Below are 20,357 nucleotides of genomic sequence, written 5' to 3'. Positions count from 1 at the left end.
AGCCGGGTTGCTCTGGACGTGGGCGCCGCGATGGCGCTGTCGCCGGGTGGTGTGGCCGCGCGGCGGTCGAGCCGCCGGGCGGACTCGGAGCGCCGGTGCAGGTGACCCGCCTGAGGCGCGACTGGCGCTGTGTCACACCGGGTTGGCGTCGGACTGGGACTCGGCGGTGGTGCGGTCGGCGTTCGTCGGGGGCTGGAGCAGCGGGGCCGCCGTCAGCAGCAGAGCGGCGCCGAGGGCGGCCGACAGCAGCCGGTAGTCGGCGAGTTCGACCAGCGCCGCGCCGAGGGCCAGGCCGAGCACGTTCGGCGTGAACATCAGCGTGCCCGCCGTGGCGGCCGTACGGCCGAGCAGCGCGTCCGGCGTCTCGCGCTGCACGGCGGTCGTCGCGGCGATGAGCACACAGGGCAGCCCCGCGCCGATCCCCGCTGCGCACACCAGGGTCAGCGGGTCCGAGGGCAGGGCCCGCAGAGCCACCGCGACCGCCGTGAGGCCGATGCCGCACGCCGCGAACCGGCGCGCGCCGAGCAGCCGCAGCGCGGTGCCCGACAGCAGCCCGACCGCGACCGAGCCGGTGCCCTGGACGGCGTACAGGACACCGGCGTAGGCGGGGGAGTGGCCCAGGCCGGCGATCACGGCGTAGATCAGCGCCCCGTTGAGTCCCGCGAAGAGCATCGTGGTGCCGCCGGCGACGACCAGGGGACGCAGCCGCGGGTGCCCCCACAGGAAACGGGCGCCCTCCGCGGTCCGCGCCCACCAGCCGTGCACGGGCGGGCCGGGCTTCTCCTCGCGGACGCGCAGCAGGGCGTAGACCCCCGCGGCCAGCACGAACGTCCCCGCGTCCAACAGCGCCACGCTGGCGCCGCCGTACGCCGCGTACAGACCGGCGCCCGCGAGCGGCGCGACCAGCTTCATGCCCTCGGTGGCGGTCATGCGCAGTCCGTTGAAGTCGCCGAGCAGGGCCGGGTCGACGGCGGCGGCGACCAGGGCGGACTCGGCCACGTCATGGACGACGCCGACGGCGCCGTACCCGAACAGGACCGCGTACACCGGCCAGGGTCCACTCGTGGAGTCGACGGTGAGCAGGACCGGCAGCACGGCCGCCATCAGCAGGTTCACGGCGATCAGCAGGGGCTTGCGGCGGACGCGGTCGGCGAGTGTGCCGAGCGCCGGACCGGCCAGGGTCGGCGCCCACATGGCGAGCAGGCACAGCGCGGCCAGCCCGTCCGATCCGGTGAGATCCCTGACCCACACCCCGGCCGCCAGCCACAGCGCCGAGGTCCCGAACCCGGAGACCACGACCCCGGTCAGATACAGCCGCGCGTCACGGTCCCCGAGGACCCGTGTCACCGCCCATGTCGATGTCGTCATGCCTGGCCATCGTGGGCCTAAGGCCCCGGGAGAGGCATGAGGCAAGTGCCTTATCGCGCGGCGGCGGAAACCCGTCGGAACCTGTCGGCAATCCCCATGGGAACCATCTCCCGCCGCCCCTACCGTCGGGCTCCATGAGTTACGTCGCCCCGATCTTCATCGGCATCGCCTACGTCCTGTTGATGTGCCTGGTCCGCGAACCGCACCGGCGCCGGCTGAACGCACTCATGGTCGCCGGGGCCGGCGCCGCCTATCTCAGCGGCGGAGGGCTCGGCGGCTGGGAGTTCGCGTTCACGGCGCTCAGCACCTACGTCGCCTACCGCGGCCTCGACTCCTGGACGTTCGTCGGCATCGGCTGGCTGCCGCACACCGCCTGGGACGTCGTGCACCACCTCAAGGGCCACCCGATCATTCCGTTCGCCCACAGCTCCTCGCTGGGCTGCGCCATCTGCGACCCGGTGATCGCGGTGTGGTGCCTGGGCGGGGGCCGGACGCCCGCCGAGTGGATCCGTACGGCGAGGACGGCACCCGGCGTGCGATGAGTTTCCGTGGGACGGGCGGTCCACCCCTCAGGACCCGGAAACCGTGAGGAGCAGGTGGATGACTGACACGACCCTCGACCTCGGACCGCAGACGCGGGTGATCGCGCGGCTGGCGGACGGTGTGCGCGAGGAGCAGCTGGCGGCGCCTACGCCCTGTCCCGACTGCTCGGTGCGCACCCTGCTGGGCCATGTGCTCGGCCTGTCCGTGGCCTTCCGGGACGCCGCCCGCAAGGACCTCGGCACCCTGACCGACAGCGCCCCGGACGTCACCGCCGCGGACCCGGGCCCCGACTGGCGCGCGGAGCTGCCGAAGGTTCTCGACGAACTCGCCGAGGCCTGGCGCGACCCGGCCGCCTGGACCGGCATGACCCGGGCCGGGGGCGTGGACCTCCCCGGAGCGGTCGCCGCCGCCGTCGCCGTCGACGAACTGGTCATCCACGGCTGGGACCTGGCCCGTGCCACCGGCCTGCCCTACGCCCCGGACCCCGCCGCGCTGCAGGTCTCCCACGACTTCCTGTACGCGGCGGCCGCCGACCCCAGCCGGGGCGGCGGCATCTTCGGCCCCGTCGTGCCGGTCCGGGACGACGCGCCGCTGCTCGACCGGGCGGTGGGGCTCAGCGGACGGGACCCCGGCTGGACGCCGTAGTCCCCCTCCGTCAGAGGCATTTCTGTCCGAAGCATTGACGAACCCGGCGCCTCCTCCTACCTTCAACGCGTCGTACTTCGTACGTCATATATGAGACGCGATACACGAGATCAGATACCCGAGATCTGATACGTGACTTCCGAGAGGCGCGCATGACCTCTGTGCCCACGCCGATCCCCTCCCGCACGCAGTTCGTGCTGGAGGAGATCAAACGCCGCATCCTCACCGGGCGTCTGACGCCGGGTCAGGCCCTGGTGGAGGCCGAACTCGCCGCACAGTTCGGGGTCTCCAAGACCCCGGTGCGGGAGGCGCTCAAGACCCTGGCCGGGACCGGACTGGTCGTGATGAGCCAGTACAAGGGCGTCACGGTGCGCATGGTGGACGCGGACATGGCGCGCGAGGTCTACGACGTACGACTGCTCCTCGAACCCGAGGCGCTCAGACGGGCCGTGCGCCGGGGAGCCTCCCTCGACGCCGCCCAGGACGCGCTGACCCGCGCCGACGACGCCACCGACACCGCCGAACGGTCCCTGGCCAACCGGGAGTTCCACCGCGCCCTGTATCTGCCGTGCGGCAACCCGCTGCTCGGCCGGATGCTCGACGAGGTCCGCGACCAGGCCGCCCTCGTCTCGGCCGTGGCCTGGGCCGCCTCACCCTCCTGGAAGCGGGAGGCCGGCGAGCACCGGGAGATCCTCCGGCTCGCCCTCGACGGTGACGCGGACGGCGCCGCGCGGGCCCTCCACGAGCACATCGCGTCCTTCGTGCGGCGAGCGTTCCCCGAGGCGACGGAACCCCAGGCGACGGAAGAGGAAGGGCAGGCATGAGCAGCGTGACGTTCGAGACCGCGCGGGCGGCCCTGGCCGACGTGGTGGCGATCCCGGTGACCCCGTTCGCCGAGGACGGCTCCGTCGACCAGGAGGCCCACCGGGCCCTGCTGCGTCGGCTGCTGGAGGGCGGGGTGCGGATCCTCACCCCGAACGGCAACACCGGCGAGTTCTACACCCTCACCCCCGAAGAGCGCCGCCTGGTCACCGAGTTGACCGTCGAGGAGGCCGGCGACCGGGCCGCGATCCTCGTCGGCGTCGGCCACGACGTCCCCACCGCCGTCGCCTCCGCCCGCCACGCCGGGGAGCTGGGCGCCCGCATGGTCATGGTCCACCAGCCCGTCCACCCGTACGTCTCCCAGGCCGGCTGGGTCGACTACCACCGTGCCATCGCCGAGGCCGTTCCCGAGCTGGGCGTCGTCCCCTACATCCGCAACGCGCAGCTCTCCGGCTTCCGTCTCGCCGAGCTCGCCGACGACTGCCCGAACGTCATCGGCGTCAAGTACGCCGTGCCGGACGCCGCCAAATTCGCCGCCTTCGCGCGGGACGCGGGGCTCGACCGGTTCGTGTGGGTGGCGGGGCTCGCGGAGCCGTACGCGCCCTCGTACTTCTCGGCGGGCGCCACCGGCTTCACCTCCGGCCTGGTGAACGTCGCCCCGTCCGTTTCGCTGACCATGATTGAAGCGCTTCGATCCGGTGACTACCCGGCCGCCATGAAGGTCTGGGAGCAGATCCGCCGCTTCGAGGAACTGCGCGCGGCCCACGGCTCCGCCAACAACGTCACCGTCGTCAAGGAGGCCCTGGCCTCCCTCGGCCTGTGCCGCCGGGACGTCCGCCCGCCGAGCCGCACGCTCCCGGAGGACGAGCGCGCCGAGGTCGCCGCGATCGCCGCGGGGTGGTCGATATGACCGGCAGAGCGCGTCTGCGCCCGGAGGACCTGCGCAGTCACCAGTGGTACGGCACCGAGGGCCAGTTGCGCACCTGGTCGCACAACGCCCGGATGCGCCAGCTCGGTTACGAGGCGGAGGAGTACCGGGGCCGCCCGGTGATCGCCGTCCTCAACACCTGGTCGGACATCAACCCCTGCCATGTCCATCTGCGCGAGCGGGCCGAGGCGGTCAAGCGGGGCGTGTGGCAGGCCGGCGGGTTCCCGCTGGAGTTCCCGGTCGCCACGCTCTCCGAGACGTACCAGAAGCCGACCCCGATGCTCTACCGCAACCTGCTCGCGATGGAGACGGAGGAACTGCTGCGCTCCTACCCGATCGACGCGGCGGTCCTGCTCGGAGGCTGCGACAAGTCGACACCCGCGCTGCTCATGGGCGCCGCCTCCGCCGACGTGCCGTCGCTCTTCGTGCCCGCGGGTCCGATGCTGCCCGGGCACTGGCGCGGTGAGACCCTCGGCTCCGGCACCGACATGTGGAAGTACTGGGACGAGCACCGTGCCGGCAATCTGACCGACTGCGAACTGCGGGAGCTGCAGGGCGGGTTGGCGCGTTCGCCCGGTCACTGCATGACCATGGGGACCGCGTCGACGATGACCGCGGCGGCGGAGGCCCTCGGCATGACGCTGCCGGGCGCCTCCTCCATCCCGGCCGTCGACTCCGGGCACGAGCGGATGGCCGCCGCGTCCGGACGCCGGGCCGTGGAACTCGCCTGGACGGGACTGAAGCCGTCGGAGATCCTCACCCGCGACGCCTTCGAGGACGCCGTCACCACGGTGCTCGGACTCGGCGGCTCCACCAACGCCGTCATCCACCTGATCGCGATGGCCGGACGCTGCCAAGTCCCGCTCACCCTGGACGACTTCGACCGCATCGCCCGGACCGTGCCGGTGCTGGCGAACGTCCGGCCCGGCGGACGGACGTACCTCATGGAGGACTTCTACTTCGCCGGCGGTCTGCCCGCCTTCCTCTCCCGGATCACCGACCTGCTGCACCTGGACCGGCCGACCGTGGGCGGCACCCTGGCGGAGCAGATCGAGGGCGCCGCCGTCCACGACGACGACGTCATCCGCACCCGCGAGAACCCGGTCGCCGCCGAGGGCGGGGTCGCCGTCCTGCGCGGCAACCTCTGCCCCGACGGCGCCGTCATCAAGCACATCGCCGCCGAGCCGCACCTGCTCAAGCACACCGGCCCCGCGGTCGTCTTCGACGACTACAAGGCCATGCAACGCACCATCAACGACCCGGGGTTGAACATCACCGCCGACAGCGTGCTGGTGCTGCGGGGCGCCGGGCCCAAGGGCGGCCCCGGCATGCCCGAGTACGGCATGCTGCCGATCCCGGACCACCTGCTGAAGCAGGGCGTGCGGGACATGGTCCGGATCTCCGACGCCCGGATGAGCGGCACGAGTTACGGCGCGTGCGCCCTGCACATCGCCCCCGAGTCGTACGTCGGCGGGCCGCTGGCCCTGGTCCGCACCGGCGACTCGATCACCCTCGACGTCGAGGCACGCACCCTCCAGCTCAACGTGGACGACGAGGAGCTGGAGCGCCGAAGGGCGGAGTGGACGCCGCCGCCCACCCGGTACGAGCGCGGCTACGGCGCGCTCTACAACGACCAGATCACCCAGGCGGACACCGGCTGCGACTTCGAGTTCCTGGCCCGCCCCGGCAAGGTCGCGGACCCGTACGCGGGCTGACCCTCCCAACGACCAGAACCTCGCAGAAGCACGCACCCGGAGAAAGCGCTTCCCACCGTACTCGGACACGACCCACCGCAAGCGAACGGAGCCCCTGTCATGGCCCAAGCCGCAGCCGTGGCGAAACCGCCCGCGCCACCCAGGCGGCGGCGCCGTGCCTCCGCCACCCCGCGCAGGCTCCCCTACCTGCTGATCGCTCCGGCCGCCCTGCTGATGCTGGGCTTCATCGCCTACCCGGTGCTCAGCGTCTTCTACTACAGCCTGCAGAACTACAACCCCACCAAGCCGTGGCGGAACGGCTACGCGGGCTTCGACAACTTCGTCCAGATCTTCACCAAGGACACCCAGTTCTGGGACACGCTGACCTTCAGCGCCAAGTGGGTCGTCGTCGAGGTCGGCCTGCAACTGCTGTTCGGTCTCGCGCTCGCGCTGATCGTCAACCAGACCTTCGTCGGGCGGGCGTTGGGCCGCGCGCTGGTCTTCTCCCCGTGGGCCGTCTCCGGCGTGCTGACCTCCGCGATCTGGGTCCTGCTCTACAACTCCCAGACGGGCATCACCCGTTACCTCGCCGACGCCGGCATCGGCTCCTACGGCACGAGCTGGCTCTCCGACACCTCGACCGTCTTCCCCGCGGCGGTGGTCGCCGACCTCTGGCGAGGCGTCCCCTTCTTCGCGATCCTCATCCTCGCCGACCTCCAGTCCGTCTCCAAGGACCTCTACGAGGCCGCCGAGGTCGACGGCGCCGGCCGCCTCAAGCAGTTCTGGCACATCACCCTGCCCCACCTGAAGGACGCCATCGTCCTGTCGACGCTGCTGCGCGCGGTGTGGGAGTTCAACAACGTCGACCTGCTCTACACCCTCACCGGCGGCGGGCCGGCGGGCGAGACGACCACCCTTCCGCTCTACATCGCCAACACCAGCGTGGACGCCCACAACTTCGGCTACGCGTCGGCCCTGACCACGGTCGCCTTCGTGATCCTGCTCTTCTGCTCGATCGTCTATCTGCGGCTGAGCAAGTTCGGAGGTGGAGAGAAGTGATCACCGACATCGCGCCCGCGCCCGAGCGGGTGGAGACCCGGCCGACCCGTCCCCACGGCAGGCGCCGCGCCTGGGACGAGGTGCCCCGATGGCACATCTATCTGCCCCTGTCGATCTACCTCCTCTTCACGCTGATCCCCTTCTACTGGATCCTCCTCTTCGCCCTCCGCCCGGCCGGCTCGACCTCCCTCGTGCCCTGGCCCATGACCTTCGACCACTTCGGCAAGGTCTGGAACGAGCGGGCGTTCGGCACCTACTTCCAGAACAGCGTCCTCGTCGGCATCGCGACCCTCGTGATGACCACGCTGGTCGCCCTGGCCGGCGGCTACGCGCTCGCGCGGTTCGACTTCCGGATCAAGAAGGCGTTCATGCTGGCCCTGCTCTGCACCCAGTTCGTGCCGGGCGCCCTGCTGCTGGTCCCGCTCTTCGAGATCTTCGCCAACCTGCGGATGATCAACTCCCTCGGCAGCGTCATCATCGCCGAGACCGTCTTCCAGCTGCCCCTGTCGATGATCCTCATCAGCGGCTTCATCCGGAACGTGCCCTACTCCCTGGAGGAGGCCGCCTGGGTCGACGGCTGCAACCGCTTCACCGCGTTCCGGATCGTCGTCCTCCCGCTGCTGCGGCCCGGGTTGATCGCCGTCGGCTCCTTCGCCTTCGTGCACGCCTGGAACCATTTCCTGTTCGCCCTGATGTTCCTCTCCGACCAGAGCAAGCAGACCATCCCGGTCGGTCTCAACACCCTGATGAGCGCGGACAGCGTCGACCTCGGCGCGCTCGCCGCAGGCGGCATCATCGCGGCCGTACCCGTGGTGATCGTCTTCGCGTTCATCCAGAAGTGGCTGATCACCGGGTTCAGCGCGGGGGCGGTGAAGGGATGAGGCCCCGTCCGGCACCCCCTGCCTCCGGCACGGGGAGGCTCCCGTGAGCACGGACATCGTCCTCGCCGGCGCGCGCGGCCACGGCCGCCGGCACCTGGACAACATCCGCCGGCTGCAGGACAAGGGGATCGTCCGGCTCGCGGGCATCTGCGAGCTGACCCCGCTGACCGCCGACGAGATCCCCGAGGGCCTCGGCACACCCGAGCAGTCGCCGGACCTCGGCGCCCTCCTGGACTCGACCGGCGCCCGGATCGCGGTGATCTGCACGCCCATCCCCACCCACACCGACCTGGCGCTGACGGCCGCGCGCCGGGGCGTGCACCTGCTCCTCGAGAAGCCGCCCGCGCCCTCGTACGCCGAGTTCCGGCGGATGGCGGACGGGATCGCCGAGGCCGGGGTCGTCTGTCAGATCGGGTTCCAGTCGCTGGGCTCGCACGCCGTACCGGCGATCCGGGAGATGGTCGCCGAGGGGAGCATCGGCGAGCTGGTCGGGGTCGGCGGAGCCGGGGCGTGGGCGCGGGCGGAGGCGTACTACCGGCGGGCCCCCTGGGCCGGCAGGCGGCGCCTGAACGGCGTGGACGTCGTCGACGGCGTGCTGACCAACCCCCTCGCCCACGTGGTCGCCACCGCCCTCGCCCTGAACGGCTCCTCCCGCGCCGGGGACGTCACCGACATCGAGCTCGAACTGCTGCGCGCCAACGACATCGAGTCCGACGACACCTCCTGCGTCCGGATCAGCACGGCCCAGGGCCGCCCGGTCACCGTCGCCGCGACCCTGTGCGCCGAGCACCCCGACGAGCCGTACGTCCTGGTGCACGGCACCAGCGGCCGGATCACCTTCTGGTACAAGCAGGACCGCGTCCTGCTCCAGCGCGCCGGCCACGGCCCCGAGGAGTACGAGTACGGCCGCACCGATCTGCTGGAGAACCTGGTCGGCCATCTCACCGACGGCGTCGAGCTGCTGGTCACGCCCGAGTCGACGGGCGCTTTCATGCGGGTCGTTGAAGCGATTCGACAGTCGCCCGACCCGGCCCCGCTGCCACCTGAGGCCTGGCACCGGATCCCCGGCGAGGACCGCAGGGCCGTGACCGGCGTCGACGGCCTGGTCGCCGCGTGCGCCGACACCCTCGCCCTCTACTCCGAGCTCGGCGCCGTCTGGGCGCCGGCGAAAGAGGTGAGCAGATGACGACCAACGACTCCCCGGTCCTGCGCGTCGCGGGCCGCCCGGTCGGCCGCTACGTCACCCGGCCCGAACTGCCCGCCCGGCTCTCCCCGCGCCCCTGTCTGCACCCCGTCACCACCCTGGCCGGCACGGCCGTCACGGAGCTGAGCCCGGCCGACCACCCACACCACCTCGGCGTCGGTGTCGCCGTTCCCGACGTCGAGGGGCACAACTTCTGGGGCGGGCGGACGTACGTCCGCGACCGGGGGCCGACCGAGCTGGACGACCACGGCGCCCAGCGCCACACCTCCTTCCAGCTCCGCGACCCGGGCGGATTCGTCGAGCAACTGCGCTGGGTCGCCTCCGGCAGCGAACTGCTGCGTGAGCGCCGGACCGTGGCCGCCACCGAACTCACGGACTCCGCCTGGGCCTTGGACTTCACCTTCTCCCTCACCAACGTGACCTCCGGCCCGCTGTCCATCGGCAGCCCCGCCACCAACGGCCGCCCCGGCGCCGCGTACGGCGGCTTCTTCTGGCGCGCCCGCAAGGAGCGGGACGCCCCGCACGTCTTCACTCCCGACCGCGAGGGCGAGCCCGAGGTCCACGGCACCCGCGCCGACTGGCTGGCGCTCCGCGGCTCCCGCTGGACGCTGGTCTTCACCGGCGCCACCGACGCCACCCGCCGTGACCCGTGGTTCGTGCGCACCGCCGAATACCCGGGCGTGGGCTCGTCGTTGGCGTCCGAGGAGCGGCTGCCGATCGAGCCGGGGGACACGGTCGTACGGCGGGTGGTGACCGTCGTCGCCGACGGCCGCCTGGGCCGGGGCGAGGCCGCGGCACTGGTCCGCAAGGCGGTGAGCCGGTGACGACCGGGACGGCACCCTTCACGCACTTCAGGATCGACCCTCTGTAACCCACTCCCGCACGCCTGTTGGAGGCCCGATGACGCACCTCCGTAGCAAGCGCTTACCCGCACCGAGGACGTCCCCCCACAACGTCACAGCTCCGCTGGATCCAGAAGAAGAGAGCCGACCGATGAAGACCAGCATCCGCAACCGCAGAAGCCGCCGCGCCGCCATCGCCGTCGCCCTGGGCTCCGTGCTCGCGCTGACCGCCACCGCCTGCGGCGACGACGGCAGCGGCAGCGCGGGGGACAAGGGCAACGAGGGCTCCGGCAAGGGCGAGATCACCTTCTGGGACAACAACGGCGGTGTCCGCACCGACATCTGGAAGCAGATCATCGCCGACTTCGAGAAGAAGAACCCGGACATCAAGGTCAACTATGTCGGCATTCCCGCCGCCAGCGCCCAGTCCAAGTACGACACCGCGATCCAGGGCGGCGGTCTGCCCGACGTCGGAGGGGTGGGCACCGCGATGCTCGCCGAGGTCGCGGTCCAGGGCGCGCTGGAGCCGCTGGACAGCCGGCTGGCGAAGAGCTCGCTGAACGGCGAGCTGAGCGAGAAGCTGCTGGACAGCAGCCGGGCCGCCGGGGGCGGAAAGGCGCTCTACCAGATCCCGACCTCCTCCAACAACGGCGTGCTCTGGTACCGCACCGACCTGTTCCAGAAGGCCGGGCTGGAGGCGCCGACGACCTGGTCGAAGTTCTACGCGGCCGCCGACAAGCTCACGAACAAGGGCAAGAACCAGTTCGGGTTCACCATCCGGGGCGGCGAGGGGTCCATCGCGCCGGCCCTGGACGCGGCGTACAGCCAGAGCGGTGTCACCTCGTTCTGGAACGGCGACAAGACCACGGTCAACGACCCGAAGGTCGTGGCCGCGCTGGAGAAGTACGTCGCGCTGTACAAGAAGGACACGCCGTCCGCCGACGTCAACAACGACTTCACCAAGATGGTCGCGCAGTGGGACAGCGGCACGATCGGGATGCTGAGCCACAATCTCGGCTCGTACCAGGACCATCTCAAGGCGCTGGGGGCGGACAGGTTCCGGGGGCTGCCGAACCCGACGCTGGACGACGGCAAGCGGGTGCAGATCTCCAATCCCGTCGACGGGATGAGCGTCTTCAAGTCCAGCAAGAACAAGGCGGCCGCGTGGAAGTTCGTGGAGTTCGCCGTCTCGCACGAGGAGAACTCGAAGTTCAACCGGTCGGCCGGACAGATCCCGGCGAACACGGAGGCCGCGCAGGACGCGTGGATCCAGAAGGCCGAGCCGACGAAGCTGGCGGCGGAGGCGTTGAACGGCAGCGACACGACGATCGTGCAGTTGCCGTACTACCTGCCGGACTGGAACACCATTTCCAAGGCCGACAACGAGCCGAACTTCCAGAAGGTACTGCTGGGGAAGATGACGGCGAAGGCGTTTCTGGACACGCTGGCCGATCAGCTGAACAAGGCTCAGGCGGACTGGAAGCAGAACCACTGACCGCAGGGCTCGGGTGGTTTCGGTCGTGGGCGCGGCTGCGAGCCGTTGTGGCCGGTCGCGCCCACGCGGCGGAGCCGCACATCGGTACGGCCCCGCGCCCCTGAAAGCCGTTCTTCGACTGCACGGACACCGAGCAGGACAACACGCTGACGTCGTCCGGCTGCACGAGGAGATACCCACCTCCTGGATCACTTGGCCAACCGCAAGCTGAGGAGAGCCGCACAGTGCGTACACAGATATGTCATGGACGCGTCATAGCGTCGGTCGTGGGCTGCACCGCCCTGGTCCTCGGGGTCACCGGGACCGCCACCGCCCAGGCACAGGGACGGGACCTCGGGCGGCAGACGCTCGCCGCCAGGGACGGCTGGGCCTCCTACGGGACCGGCACCACCGGCGGTTCGGCGGCCGACGCCGCGCACGTCTCCACCGTCACCGACTGGGCCGGCTTCAAGGCCGCGCTCGCGGCCGGCGGCAGCGCTCCGAAGATCATCAAGGTGAAGGGCACCATCGACGCCGACGGGCCGAGCTGTGCCTCGTTCGAGGCGCCGGGCTACGACTTCGCCACCTATCTGCAGACCTACGACCCGGCGGTCTGGGGCCGCGAGAAGAACCTGGACGCCGAGCCCGACGACAGCCCCGAGGGTCTGCGCCGGGCCTCGCAGGCCAACCAGACCGCCTACGTCGAGGCGTTCGTCCCGGCCAACACCACGATCATCGGCATCGGCAAGGACGCCGGCTTCAAGGGCGCCAGCCTGCAGATCAAGGGCGTCGACAACGTGATCATGCGTAATCTGCGCCTGGAGAGCCCGCTCGACTGCTTCCCGCAGTGGGACCCCACCGACACCGCCGACGGCAACTGGAACTCCGAGTACGACAGCGCGGTGATCTACGGCTCCACGCATGTCTGGATGGACCACGACACGTTCACCGACGGCGACCACCCGGACAGCACGCTGCCGTACTACTACGGGCGCGTCTACGAGCAGCACGACGGCGAACTCGACATCGTCAAGGGCGCCGACTACGTCACCGCCTCCTGGAACGTCTTCGAGGAGCACGACAAGACGATCTTGATCGGCAACAGCGACAGCGCGTCGACCGCTGCCGTGGACCGGGGCCACCTGAAGGTCACCTTCCACCACAACCTGTTCGCCGACCTGGTGGAGCGGGCGCCACGGGTGCGCTTCGGGCAGGTCGACTCGTACAACAACCACTTCGTCGCGGGCGACGGCTACGGCTACAGCTACGGCATCGGCATGGAGTCCCAACTCGTCGCCGAGCACAACGCGTTCACGCTGCCGGAGGGCGTGCGGGCCGGCTCGATCCTGAAGAAGTGGAAGGAGGCGCCGCTCACCGCCGACGACAACTACGTCAACGGGCAGCCGACCGACCTGATCGCCGTCCACAACGCCCAGGTGCCCGGCGAGATCCTCCAGTCGGGCGCGGGCTGGACGCCGACCCTGCGCACCAAGGTCGATCCGGCCAGGGCGATCCCCGCGATCGTCGACCACTGCGCGGGCGCGGGCGAGCTGCGCTGACGCATCCGGCCGGGGCGCTCGGCGCCCCGGCCACCCCTCCCCACAGCCACACAGCGAAGGAGCACCCGCATGCCCTCGCCCCAACCACCCCTGTCCAGAAGGAGATTCCTCGTCGCAGGTGCCGGGGGCGCCGCCGCGCTCGGCCTCGCCGCAGCCCCCGCGCGAGCCGCCGAGCGAGCGCGCCCCTTCGGCCGGTACGGTTCGCCGCACCGCCGTCTCAGCCCGGGGACCCTGTACGTCGACCCGTACGGCCGCGGCGACTTCACCTCCGTCCAGGCCGCCGTGACCGCCGCGAGCGGCGGCGGCCGGACGCTGGTCATCGCCCCCGGGACCTACCGGGAGACGGTCCTCCTCGACACCACCCGCACCGAGCCCACCTGGATCGGCGCCTCCGAGGACCCCCGTGACGTCGTGATCGTCCACGACAACGCCAACGGCACCCCCAAGCCCGGCGGCGGCACCTACGGCACCTCCGGATCGGCCACGACGACCGTGCAGGCCGACGGGTTCACCGCCCGCTGGATCACCTTCGCCAACGACTGGCTGCGCGCCGACCACCCGGACATCACCGGAACCCAGGCGGTCGCCATCAAGGTGCAGGGCGACCGGAGTTCGTTCATCGGCTGCCGTTTCCTCGGCCACCAGGACACCCTGTACGCCGACTCGACGGCGCTCGGCGCCTTCGCCCGTCAGTACTTCGCGCACTGCTACGTCGAGGGCGACGTCGACTTCGTCTTCGGACGGGCGAGCGCGGTGTTCGAGCACTGCCACTTCCGCACCCTGAACCGCACCGACCTCGCCGCCGCGCCCTACGGCTTCGTCTTCGCGCCCTCCACGGCGGTCGCCAACCCGCGCGGTTACCTGGTGACCAGGAGCCGGGTGAGCAGCGAGGCTCCGGACGGGTCCTACAAGCTGGCCCGTCCCTGGGTGCCGGGTTCCGACCCCACCGCCCGTCCGATGCTCACCGTCCGCGAGACCTGGCTCGGCCCCGGCATCGACGCGGTGGCCCCCTACGCCAACATGTCGGACACCCATCCCTGGCAGGACCAGCGGTTCGCCGAGTACCGGAACACCGGTCCGGGCGCCGTGATCTCCGTCCCCGGGAACCGGCCCCAACTCGGCGCCACCGAAGCGAAGTCGGCGACCCGGGAGATCTACCTGGGCGACTGGGCGCCCTGGAAGGAGGGTTGCTGAGATGCGCCGACGCACCTTCCTGGCGGCCATCACCGGCGGTCTGCTCACCGCAGCCGCCGGACCCGCCCTCGCCGGCGGCCGCCGTATCCTGCACGTCCGTCCGGGGGAGTCGGTCCAGGCGGCCGTCGACCGCGTGGACGGACCCGGCTGGACGATCGTCGTGCACCCCGGGACGTATCGCGAGGTCGTCAACATCCCTGCGCAGGCAGCCGAGTTGACCGTGCGCGGTGCGGTCCGTGATCCGCGCGCCGCGGTCATCGTCTTCGACCACGCGAACGGGACGAAGAAGCCGGACGGGACCACCTACGGCACCGCGGGCTCGGCCACCTTCACCTCGGCGGCCCCCGGACTGACCGTCCGCGACCTGACCCTGGCCAACGACTGGCTGCGCGCCGACCATCCCGACATCACCGGCACCCAGGCGGTCGCCGCGTACACCTACGGCGACCGCACGCTCTTCGAGAACGTCCGGCTGCTGGCCCACCAGGACACCCTCTTCGTCGACACGACCGCGCTGGACGCCTTCGACCGGCAGTGCTTCCGGCGCTGCTACATCGAGGGCGACGTCGACTTCGTCTTCGGGCGGGCCACCGCGGTGTTCGACCGCTGCCACTTCCGCACCCTGGCACGGGACGTCGACTTCACCCCCAAGGGCATGGTCTTCGCCCCCTCCACGGCCCGCGCCAACCCGTACGGCATCCTCGCCGTCCGCTCCCGGATCACCTCCGGTGCCGAGGACGGCGCGTACAAGCTGGCGCGGCCCTGGGTGCCGTCGTACGAGACCACCGCCCGGCCCTCGCTCGTCGTCCGGGACACCTGGATCGGGCCCGGCGTCGACCCGGTCGCCCCCTACACCAACATGCGCGACGCCCAACCCTGGCAGTCCATGCGCTTCCGCGAGTACCGGAACACCGGTCCGGGCGCCGTGATCTCCGTCCCCGGGAACCGGCCCCAGCTCACCGACTCCGAGGCCCGGTCGCACACCCCGGCGGCCTACCTCGGCGACTGGCGTCCCTGAGGCGCCGACACCCGTCCCCCCTCGACAGAACGACGAAAGGACCGCACTCCATGTCTCGTCGTACCGCTCTCACCCTCACCGTCGCGCTCGCGCTCGGTACCGGACTCGCCGTGCTCCCCGGCCAGGCGCAGGCCGCGACCGTGGTCGTCAGCAACTCGACCGACTTGACCAACGCCATCAAGAACGCCACCGCCGGGACCGTCATCCAGGTCCGCGGCGGCACCTACTACCCGACGGCCACCCTGCAGTCCACGGCCAACGGCACCTCCTCGGCGCCGATCACGCTCACCGCGTACGGCTCGGAGACCGTGAAGATCGACGGGTCCTCGCTGCCGTCCGGTTCGTGGATCTTCAAGCTGACCGCCGACTACTGGAACGTCTCCGGCATCACCTTCCAGAACTCCCCGGACAGCGCGGTGGTCTGCCAGTCCTGCACCGGCACCAACTGGAACAACGTCAGGACCATCAACGGCGGCGACTCCGGCTTCACGCTCACCGGAGACGGCACGGTGAACAACATCGTGAAGAACCTGGACAGTTACGGCAACTACGACGCCGCCGGACACGGCCAGAACGCCGACGGCGTCGCCATCAAGTTCGGATCCGGCAGCGGCAACCTGGTCACCGGGGCACGCCTCTACAACAACTCGGACGACGGCATCGACCTGTGGTCCTTCTCCTCGCCGGTGACCATCGAGCACACCTGGTCCTTCGGCAACGGCGTCAACCGCTGGGGCGACTCCGCCTTCGAGGGCAACGGCAACGGGTTCAAGCTGGGGGGCAACGGGGTGACCGTCGCCCATGTCGTCAACAACTCGGCCGCCTGGGGCAACGCGGGCAACGGGTTCACCGAGAACTCCAACACCGGGGCGATCGTCATCAACCGCACCACCGCGTACGCCAACAGCAAGTGGGGCTACTACTTCGCCACCGGCGCGGCGAAACTCGGCAAGAACCTGGCGGTGAGCAACGGCGGAGGCTCGGTGAGCAAGGGCTCCTCGGTGACCTCGGCCGGCAACAACTGGGACTCGGGGATCTCGACGCCGGCCTTCAAGTCGACGGACGCGTCGAGCTGTTACAACGCCCGCGCGTCGGACGGCTCCCTGCCCGCCACCACGTTCCTGACCACCGGCAGTACGACGATCGGCGCCACCATGAACTGAACGTTGACGGAAGGTCGGTGACGCGCGTAGAAACCTGTCATGCATAAGTCACTGCGTTTCGTGGCCGTCGCCGCCACCTGTGCCCTCGCCGGTGCCGCCCTGTACGGCGCCGGCGCGGCCACGGCCGGTCAGTCCACCGCGAACTCCACGCACGAGCCCTACAACATCGGGCTCCTGGTGAAGGACATCGACACCTACTACGGCACCACCGCGGACGCGGGCGGCGTGTACCAGGCGTCCCCGACCAGCCCGTACGCCCAGGACCTGGCGCACATCGACGCCGCCGCCCGCAAGTACATCGACCGGGCGGCCCGCAAGGCGCACCACCGGGGCGAGAAGCCCGCCGTCGTCTTCGACATCGACGACACGCTGCTGCTCAGCCTCGACTACGAGAAGCGCTACAACTACACGTACAACGGCACCACCTGGGCCGACTACGTGAACAAGGCGGACCGGCCGGGCGTGTTCGGCAGCGCCGAGCTGGTCCAGTACGCGGCGAAGAAGGGGGTCGAGGTCTTCTACAACTCCGGCCTGAGCGAGGCGCAGCGTGCCGCCGCCGTGGAGAACCTGAAGAAGATCGGCGCCGACGTGAACCTCGACGCCGCGCACATGTTCCTCAAGGACAAGGCCAACCCGCCGTCGTACCTGAGCTCCTGCGCCACCCCCGGCACCTGGACCTGCACGACCGTGCAGTACAAGTCCGGCACGCGCCAGCACATCGAGGACGACCTCGGGTACGAGATCGTCGCCAACTTCGGCGACCAGTACTCCGACCTGGACGGCGGCTACGCCGACCGCACCTACAAGCTGCCGAACCCGACGTACTTCGTCAGCTGAGGCCCTCCAGGGTCGGCACGACCGGCTGAAGGGTACCGTCCGCGGCGAACCACAGCCGGTCGATGGCCGTCTCCCGGTGCATGCCGTCCCCGCCGGGTCTTGCGGGGCCGTTCAGGGCGAACCGGTGGTAGACGACGTACCACTCGTCGGCGCCGGGCGCCTTCACCACGGAGTGGTGGCCGGTGCCGAGGATGCCGTACTCGGGGCGCTTGGACAGGATCGTCCCCCGCTCGGTCCACGGGCCGAGCGGGGACGGTCCCGTCGCGCATGCCACGTGGTAGTCCTCGCTGCGGGTGTCGTCCTCGGACCACATGAAGTAGTACGTGCCCTCGCGCTTGACGACGAAGGAACCCTCGCGGAAGTCGCGCGGGGTGATCTCCTCGACCTTCGACGGGTCGTACGAGGTCATGTCGTCGTTCAGCGGCACGACGTACGCGTGCCCGTTGCCCCAGTAGAGGTACGACGTCCCGTCGTCGTCGGTGAAGACGGCCGGGTCGATCATCTGGCCGCTGAACTGCCCCTTGGCCACCAGCGGTTCACCGAGGGCGTCCGTGAAAGGGCCGGCCGGAGAGCCGGCCACCGCGACGCCGATCTGCTGCTCGGCGCAGAAGTAGAAGTAGTACCTGCCGTCGCGCTCGGCGATCGTGGGCGCCCACGCGTAAGAGTCCGCCCAGGAGACGTCCGTCCCCAGATCGAGAACGACCCCGTGGTCCTCCCAGTGGACCAGGTCCGGCGAGGAGTACGCCCGGAAACTCGTGCTGCCCCAGCCCGGGTTGCCGTCCGTCGTCGGGAAGATCCAGTACCGGCCGTCCAGGTGGTGCGCGTCCGGGTCGGCGGTCAGACCGGGCAGGACCGGACCGCCGGTGCGGACGGCTTCGACGGTCCAGGTGCGGGTGCCGTCGGCGGCGGTCACGGTGTACGTCCGCGGGGTGCGGAAGTCGCGGGCCGTACCGGACGCGGGGGTCGGCGTCGCGCCCTCGGCCACCGCCAACTCCGGTGCCAGGCAGGAGAGATCGGCGTCCGGCTCCATCGGCAGCACGACCGTCGAGGACGCCTCCGTGACGACGGCGTAGGCCCGCTGACCCGTCGCCGTCACGTCCACCACCGACGCGGGAGTGGCGGGGTACGCGGCCAGCAGTCGGTCGTACTCCTCGCGCGTCACTGGAAGTACCGTGCCATGGCGGGGACTTGTCGGCAGCTGGTGGTTGACGGACATCGTCCAGGTGCCGGAGTCGAGGTCGGTGGTCTCGAACGGGACGTAACCGCGCCCGCCGTACTCGTCGATGAACAGGTACCACTTCTCCTCGGTGTTGGACCGGAAGACCGTCGGCCCCTCACCGTGCTCGACCGACCCGTCGCCGATGCGGTCGCCGACGAAGTCGTACGTGCTCGCGGTCAGGCTCGTCGACTTCTCCGCGGTGATGAACTTCGAGCCGGGGGAGCCGGAGGACGGGTCGCGCTCGTCCTTGGTGAAGCGGTAGTACGTGTCCCCGTGCCGGATCACCGTCGAGTCGATCACCGAGTGGCCGGGGTCGGACCAGATCCGGGGCGCGCCGAAGGTGCGGAAGTCCTTCGTGGTCGCGTACATCATGCGGTTGTGGGTGTCGGCCGAGTGGGCCGGATCGTCGTCGGCGTACAGCTTCGACGCCCAGAAGACGACGTACTCGCCGAGGGATTCGTCCCAACAGGCCTCCGGCGCCCAGACGTTGCCCGCATTGTCCGGGGCGACCCGCACCAGGCGCCGGTCGGTCCAGTGGACCAGGTCGGTGGACTCCCAGACCATGACCGACGTGCTGCCGTGCCGCTGGACCTCGTCCCAACTCCCGCTGCTGTCGCCGTACATGCGCAGGTCGGTCGCGAGCAGATAGAACCTGTCCCCCTCGGGGGAGCGGATCACGAACGGATCGCGCAGACCCTTCTGGCCGACGTCGGAGGCGAGGACGGGCCTGCCCTGGTTCAGCTCCCGCCAGTGCAGCGGGTCGTCGCCGCGGCTGAGGGCGTAGCGGATCTGTTCGCCGTCGGCGGTGTCCTCGCCGGTGAAGTAGACGAAGAGATAGCCGGCGTACTTGGGGTGGTTCACAGGCAATCCTGTCGGAATGTGATTGTTTCTGTTGGGTGCGATGTGGCTCCATGAGAGTTTCAAGGGATTCCCAGCCCTACGGCAACCTCTTTCGGCCATGGGGCGACTGGAGCGCGTAGCTTCACCGGCGGCGTCTTCAAGAAACGACTTGGGACAGCGGCGTCAGCGCTGACGCGCCTGGTAAGACACGGACGCCCCGCCGGTCGTCACCGGCGGGGCGTCCCTTCGCCGACGAGGGGGGCTCAGTCGGCGGCTGCTGGCCGAGGGGGGCTCAGGCCAGCAGGTCCAGGCAGTCGAACGAGGTCCCGGCGCTCAGAAACCCTGTGCCGCCCGAACCGCTCACGACGTTGATCTTCAGCACGTTGTACTGACGTCCGTCCGTCTTCCACGCACTGGAAGGGACGCTGAAAGTGAAGGTGTGGTTGTTTCCCCGGTACGAGCCCGTGGTGAGAGAGCGCGTCGAGGGCTGTGAGGGCGCTGTGGGAATGGCCGAAACCCAGTCGTTGACGGTGACCCGGGGCCGCGCGCCCGAGAAGGCGTCCGTCACCCCGACCCGCAGCGTGTGCGCGGCGGCCGCCTGGGCCTTGGTCAACTTGAAGTAGACCAGGACGCCGTCGTTGACGTCCTTCCAGATGTACGCCGGGAAGGACGCCGCCTCGCCGCCGCCGATCGTGACGTCGCCGGTCCACTTCGCGGCCCGGGCGTCGGACGGATGCGCGTACGTCATCAGCTTGGCGTTCTTGAACTCGCCGGGCGTGCCGTCCCAGTCGCCGAGCCGCCAGACGGTGGCCGCGGCGGAGGGGTCGCCGGTGAGGGCGAGGGTGTGCAGGGACGTCGTGGCGCCCGCGGTGACCTTCACCGACTCGGTGTGGACCGCGAGTTCGTTCTTGTAGACGGTGAGCGTGTACGTCCCCGGGAGCATCCCGTTGCAGGAGAAGGCACCGGTGCCGGCCGCCGCCCTCACCCAGTACTGGGCGTCCTTGTTGGCGAACCCCACGGTGTAGGCGTACTTGGCGTCCATGCCCTTGAGCCCGACACCCGCCACC

General features: G+C 70.4%; 18 protein-coding genes. 15 read left to right on the top strand and 3 right to left on the bottom strand.

The window, feature by feature from the left end; translation table 11 throughout:
• Positions 1 to 132: 132 nt before the first annotated feature.
• On the bottom strand, positions 133 to 1,368 hold the full coding sequence (locus GRC12_RS18745) for an MFS transporter (RefSeq protein WP_208780457.1): 1,236 nt from the start codon (positions 1,366 to 1,368) through the stop codon (positions 133 to 135).
• Positions 1,369 to 1,502: 134 nt separating this feature from the next.
• Between GRC12_RS18745 and GRC12_RS18740 the strand changes: the two genes are divergently transcribed.
• From GRC12_RS18740 to GRC12_RS18670, 15 genes are all read left to right on the top strand, one after another.
• Positions 1,503 to 1,910, top strand: a complete 408-nt coding sequence (locus GRC12_RS18740; protein ID WP_208780456.1) for a DUF6010 family protein — start codon at positions 1,503 to 1,505, stop codon at positions 1,908 to 1,910.
• Positions 1,911 to 1,968: 58 nt separating this feature from the next.
• Positions 1,969 to 2,556, top strand: a complete 588-nt coding sequence (locus tag GRC12_RS18735) for a TIGR03086 family metal-binding protein (protein ID WP_208780455.1) — start codon at positions 1,969 to 1,971, stop codon at positions 2,554 to 2,556.
• Between the two features lie 152 nt (positions 2,557 to 2,708).
• On the top strand, positions 2,709 to 3,380 hold the full coding sequence (locus GRC12_RS18730) for a GntR family transcriptional regulator (RefSeq protein WP_208780454.1): 672 nt from the start codon (positions 2,709 to 2,711) through the stop codon (positions 3,378 to 3,380).
• Entirely contained in the window at positions 3,377 to 4,288 is a 912-nt protein-coding gene (locus GRC12_RS18725; RefSeq protein ID WP_208780453.1) for a dihydrodipicolinate synthase family protein, read from the top strand. Before GRC12_RS18730 ends, GRC12_RS18725 begins: the two co-directional genes overlap by 4 nt.
• Positions 4,285 to 6,021, top strand: a complete 1,737-nt coding sequence (araD, locus tag GRC12_RS18720) for an L-arabinonate dehydratase (RefSeq protein WP_208780452.1) — start codon at positions 4,285 to 4,287, stop codon at positions 6,019 to 6,021. The genes GRC12_RS18725 and araD overlap by 4 nt, the downstream gene beginning before the upstream one ends.
• Positions 6,022 to 6,120: 99 nt before the next feature.
• On the top strand, positions 6,121 to 7,059 hold the full coding sequence (locus GRC12_RS18715; RefSeq protein WP_208780451.1) for a carbohydrate ABC transporter permease: 939 nt from the start codon (positions 6,121 to 6,123) through the stop codon (positions 7,057 to 7,059).
• The gene (locus GRC12_RS18710; RefSeq protein WP_208780450.1) at positions 7,056 to 7,940 is read left to right on the top strand and encodes a carbohydrate ABC transporter permease; all 885 of its coding nucleotides are present in this window, start codon (positions 7,056 to 7,058) and stop codon (positions 7,938 to 7,940) included. The genes GRC12_RS18715 and GRC12_RS18710 overlap by 4 nt, the downstream gene beginning before the upstream one ends.
• 43 nt (positions 7,941 to 7,983) lie before the next feature.
• Positions 7,984 to 9,126, top strand: a complete 1,143-nt coding sequence (locus GRC12_RS18705) for a Gfo/Idh/MocA family protein (RefSeq protein WP_208780449.1) — start codon at positions 7,984 to 7,986, stop codon at positions 9,124 to 9,126.
• Complete coding sequence (locus GRC12_RS18700) at positions 9,123 to 9,968, top strand: PmoA family protein (protein ID WP_208780448.1); 846 nt, start codon at positions 9,123 to 9,125, stop codon at positions 9,966 to 9,968. Before GRC12_RS18705 ends, GRC12_RS18700 begins: the two co-directional genes overlap by 4 nt.
• Positions 9,969 to 10,137: 169 nt before the next feature.
• Positions 10,138 to 11,481, top strand: a complete 1,344-nt coding sequence (locus GRC12_RS18695) for an ABC transporter substrate-binding protein (RefSeq protein WP_208780447.1) — start codon at positions 10,138 to 10,140, stop codon at positions 11,479 to 11,481.
• A gap of 224 nt (positions 11,482 to 11,705) precedes the next feature.
• Entirely contained in the window at positions 11,706 to 13,019 is a 1,314-nt protein-coding gene (locus GRC12_RS18690; RefSeq protein ID WP_208780446.1) for a pectate lyase family protein, read from the top strand.
• Between the two features lie 69 nt (positions 13,020 to 13,088).
• Positions 13,089 to 14,213 (top strand): pectinesterase family protein, encoded by a 1,125-nt coding sequence (locus GRC12_RS18685; protein ID WP_208780445.1) that lies wholly within the window; start codon positions 13,089 to 13,091, stop codon positions 14,211 to 14,213.
• A gap of 1 nt (position 14,214) precedes the next feature.
• Positions 14,215 to 15,231 carry a pectinesterase family protein gene (locus tag GRC12_RS18680; RefSeq protein WP_208780444.1) on the top strand — a complete coding sequence of 339 codons (1,017 nt, stop codon included), beginning with the start codon at positions 14,215 to 14,217 and terminating at the stop codon, positions 15,229 to 15,231.
• A gap of 50 nt (positions 15,232 to 15,281) precedes the next feature.
• Positions 15,282 to 16,394, top strand: a complete 1,113-nt coding sequence (locus GRC12_RS18675) for a right-handed parallel beta-helix repeat-containing protein (RefSeq protein WP_208780443.1) — start codon at positions 15,282 to 15,284, stop codon at positions 16,392 to 16,394.
• A gap of 39 nt (positions 16,395 to 16,433) precedes the next feature.
• On the top strand, positions 16,434 to 17,231 hold the full coding sequence (locus GRC12_RS18670) for an HAD family acid phosphatase (protein ID WP_208780442.1): 798 nt from the start codon (positions 16,434 to 16,436) through the stop codon (positions 17,229 to 17,231).
• Here GRC12_RS18670 and GRC12_RS18665 read toward each other — a convergent pair.
• A complete protein-coding gene (locus tag GRC12_RS18665; protein ID WP_244373233.1) occupies positions 17,224 to 19,317 on the bottom strand; it encodes a family 43 glycosylhydrolase in 2,094 nt (697 codons plus the stop codon). The two genes, GRC12_RS18670 and GRC12_RS18665, sit on opposite strands and share 8 nt — an antisense overlap.
• 265 nt (positions 19,318 to 19,582) lie before the next feature.
• The coding region (locus GRC12_RS18660) for a polysaccharide lyase family protein (protein ID WP_244373232.1) at positions 19,583 to 20,357 on the bottom strand (775 nt) is incomplete at its 5' end.

Origin of the sequence: Streptomyces griseorubiginosus (genome assembly GCF_017614965.1) — a bacterium.
Lineage (GTDB): Bacteria > Actinomycetota > Actinomycetes > Streptomycetales > Streptomycetaceae > Streptomyces > Streptomyces griseorubiginosus_B.
The sequence above is the reverse complement of the archived record's forward strand: the minus strand, read 5'-3'. Positions and strand labels throughout refer to the sequence as shown.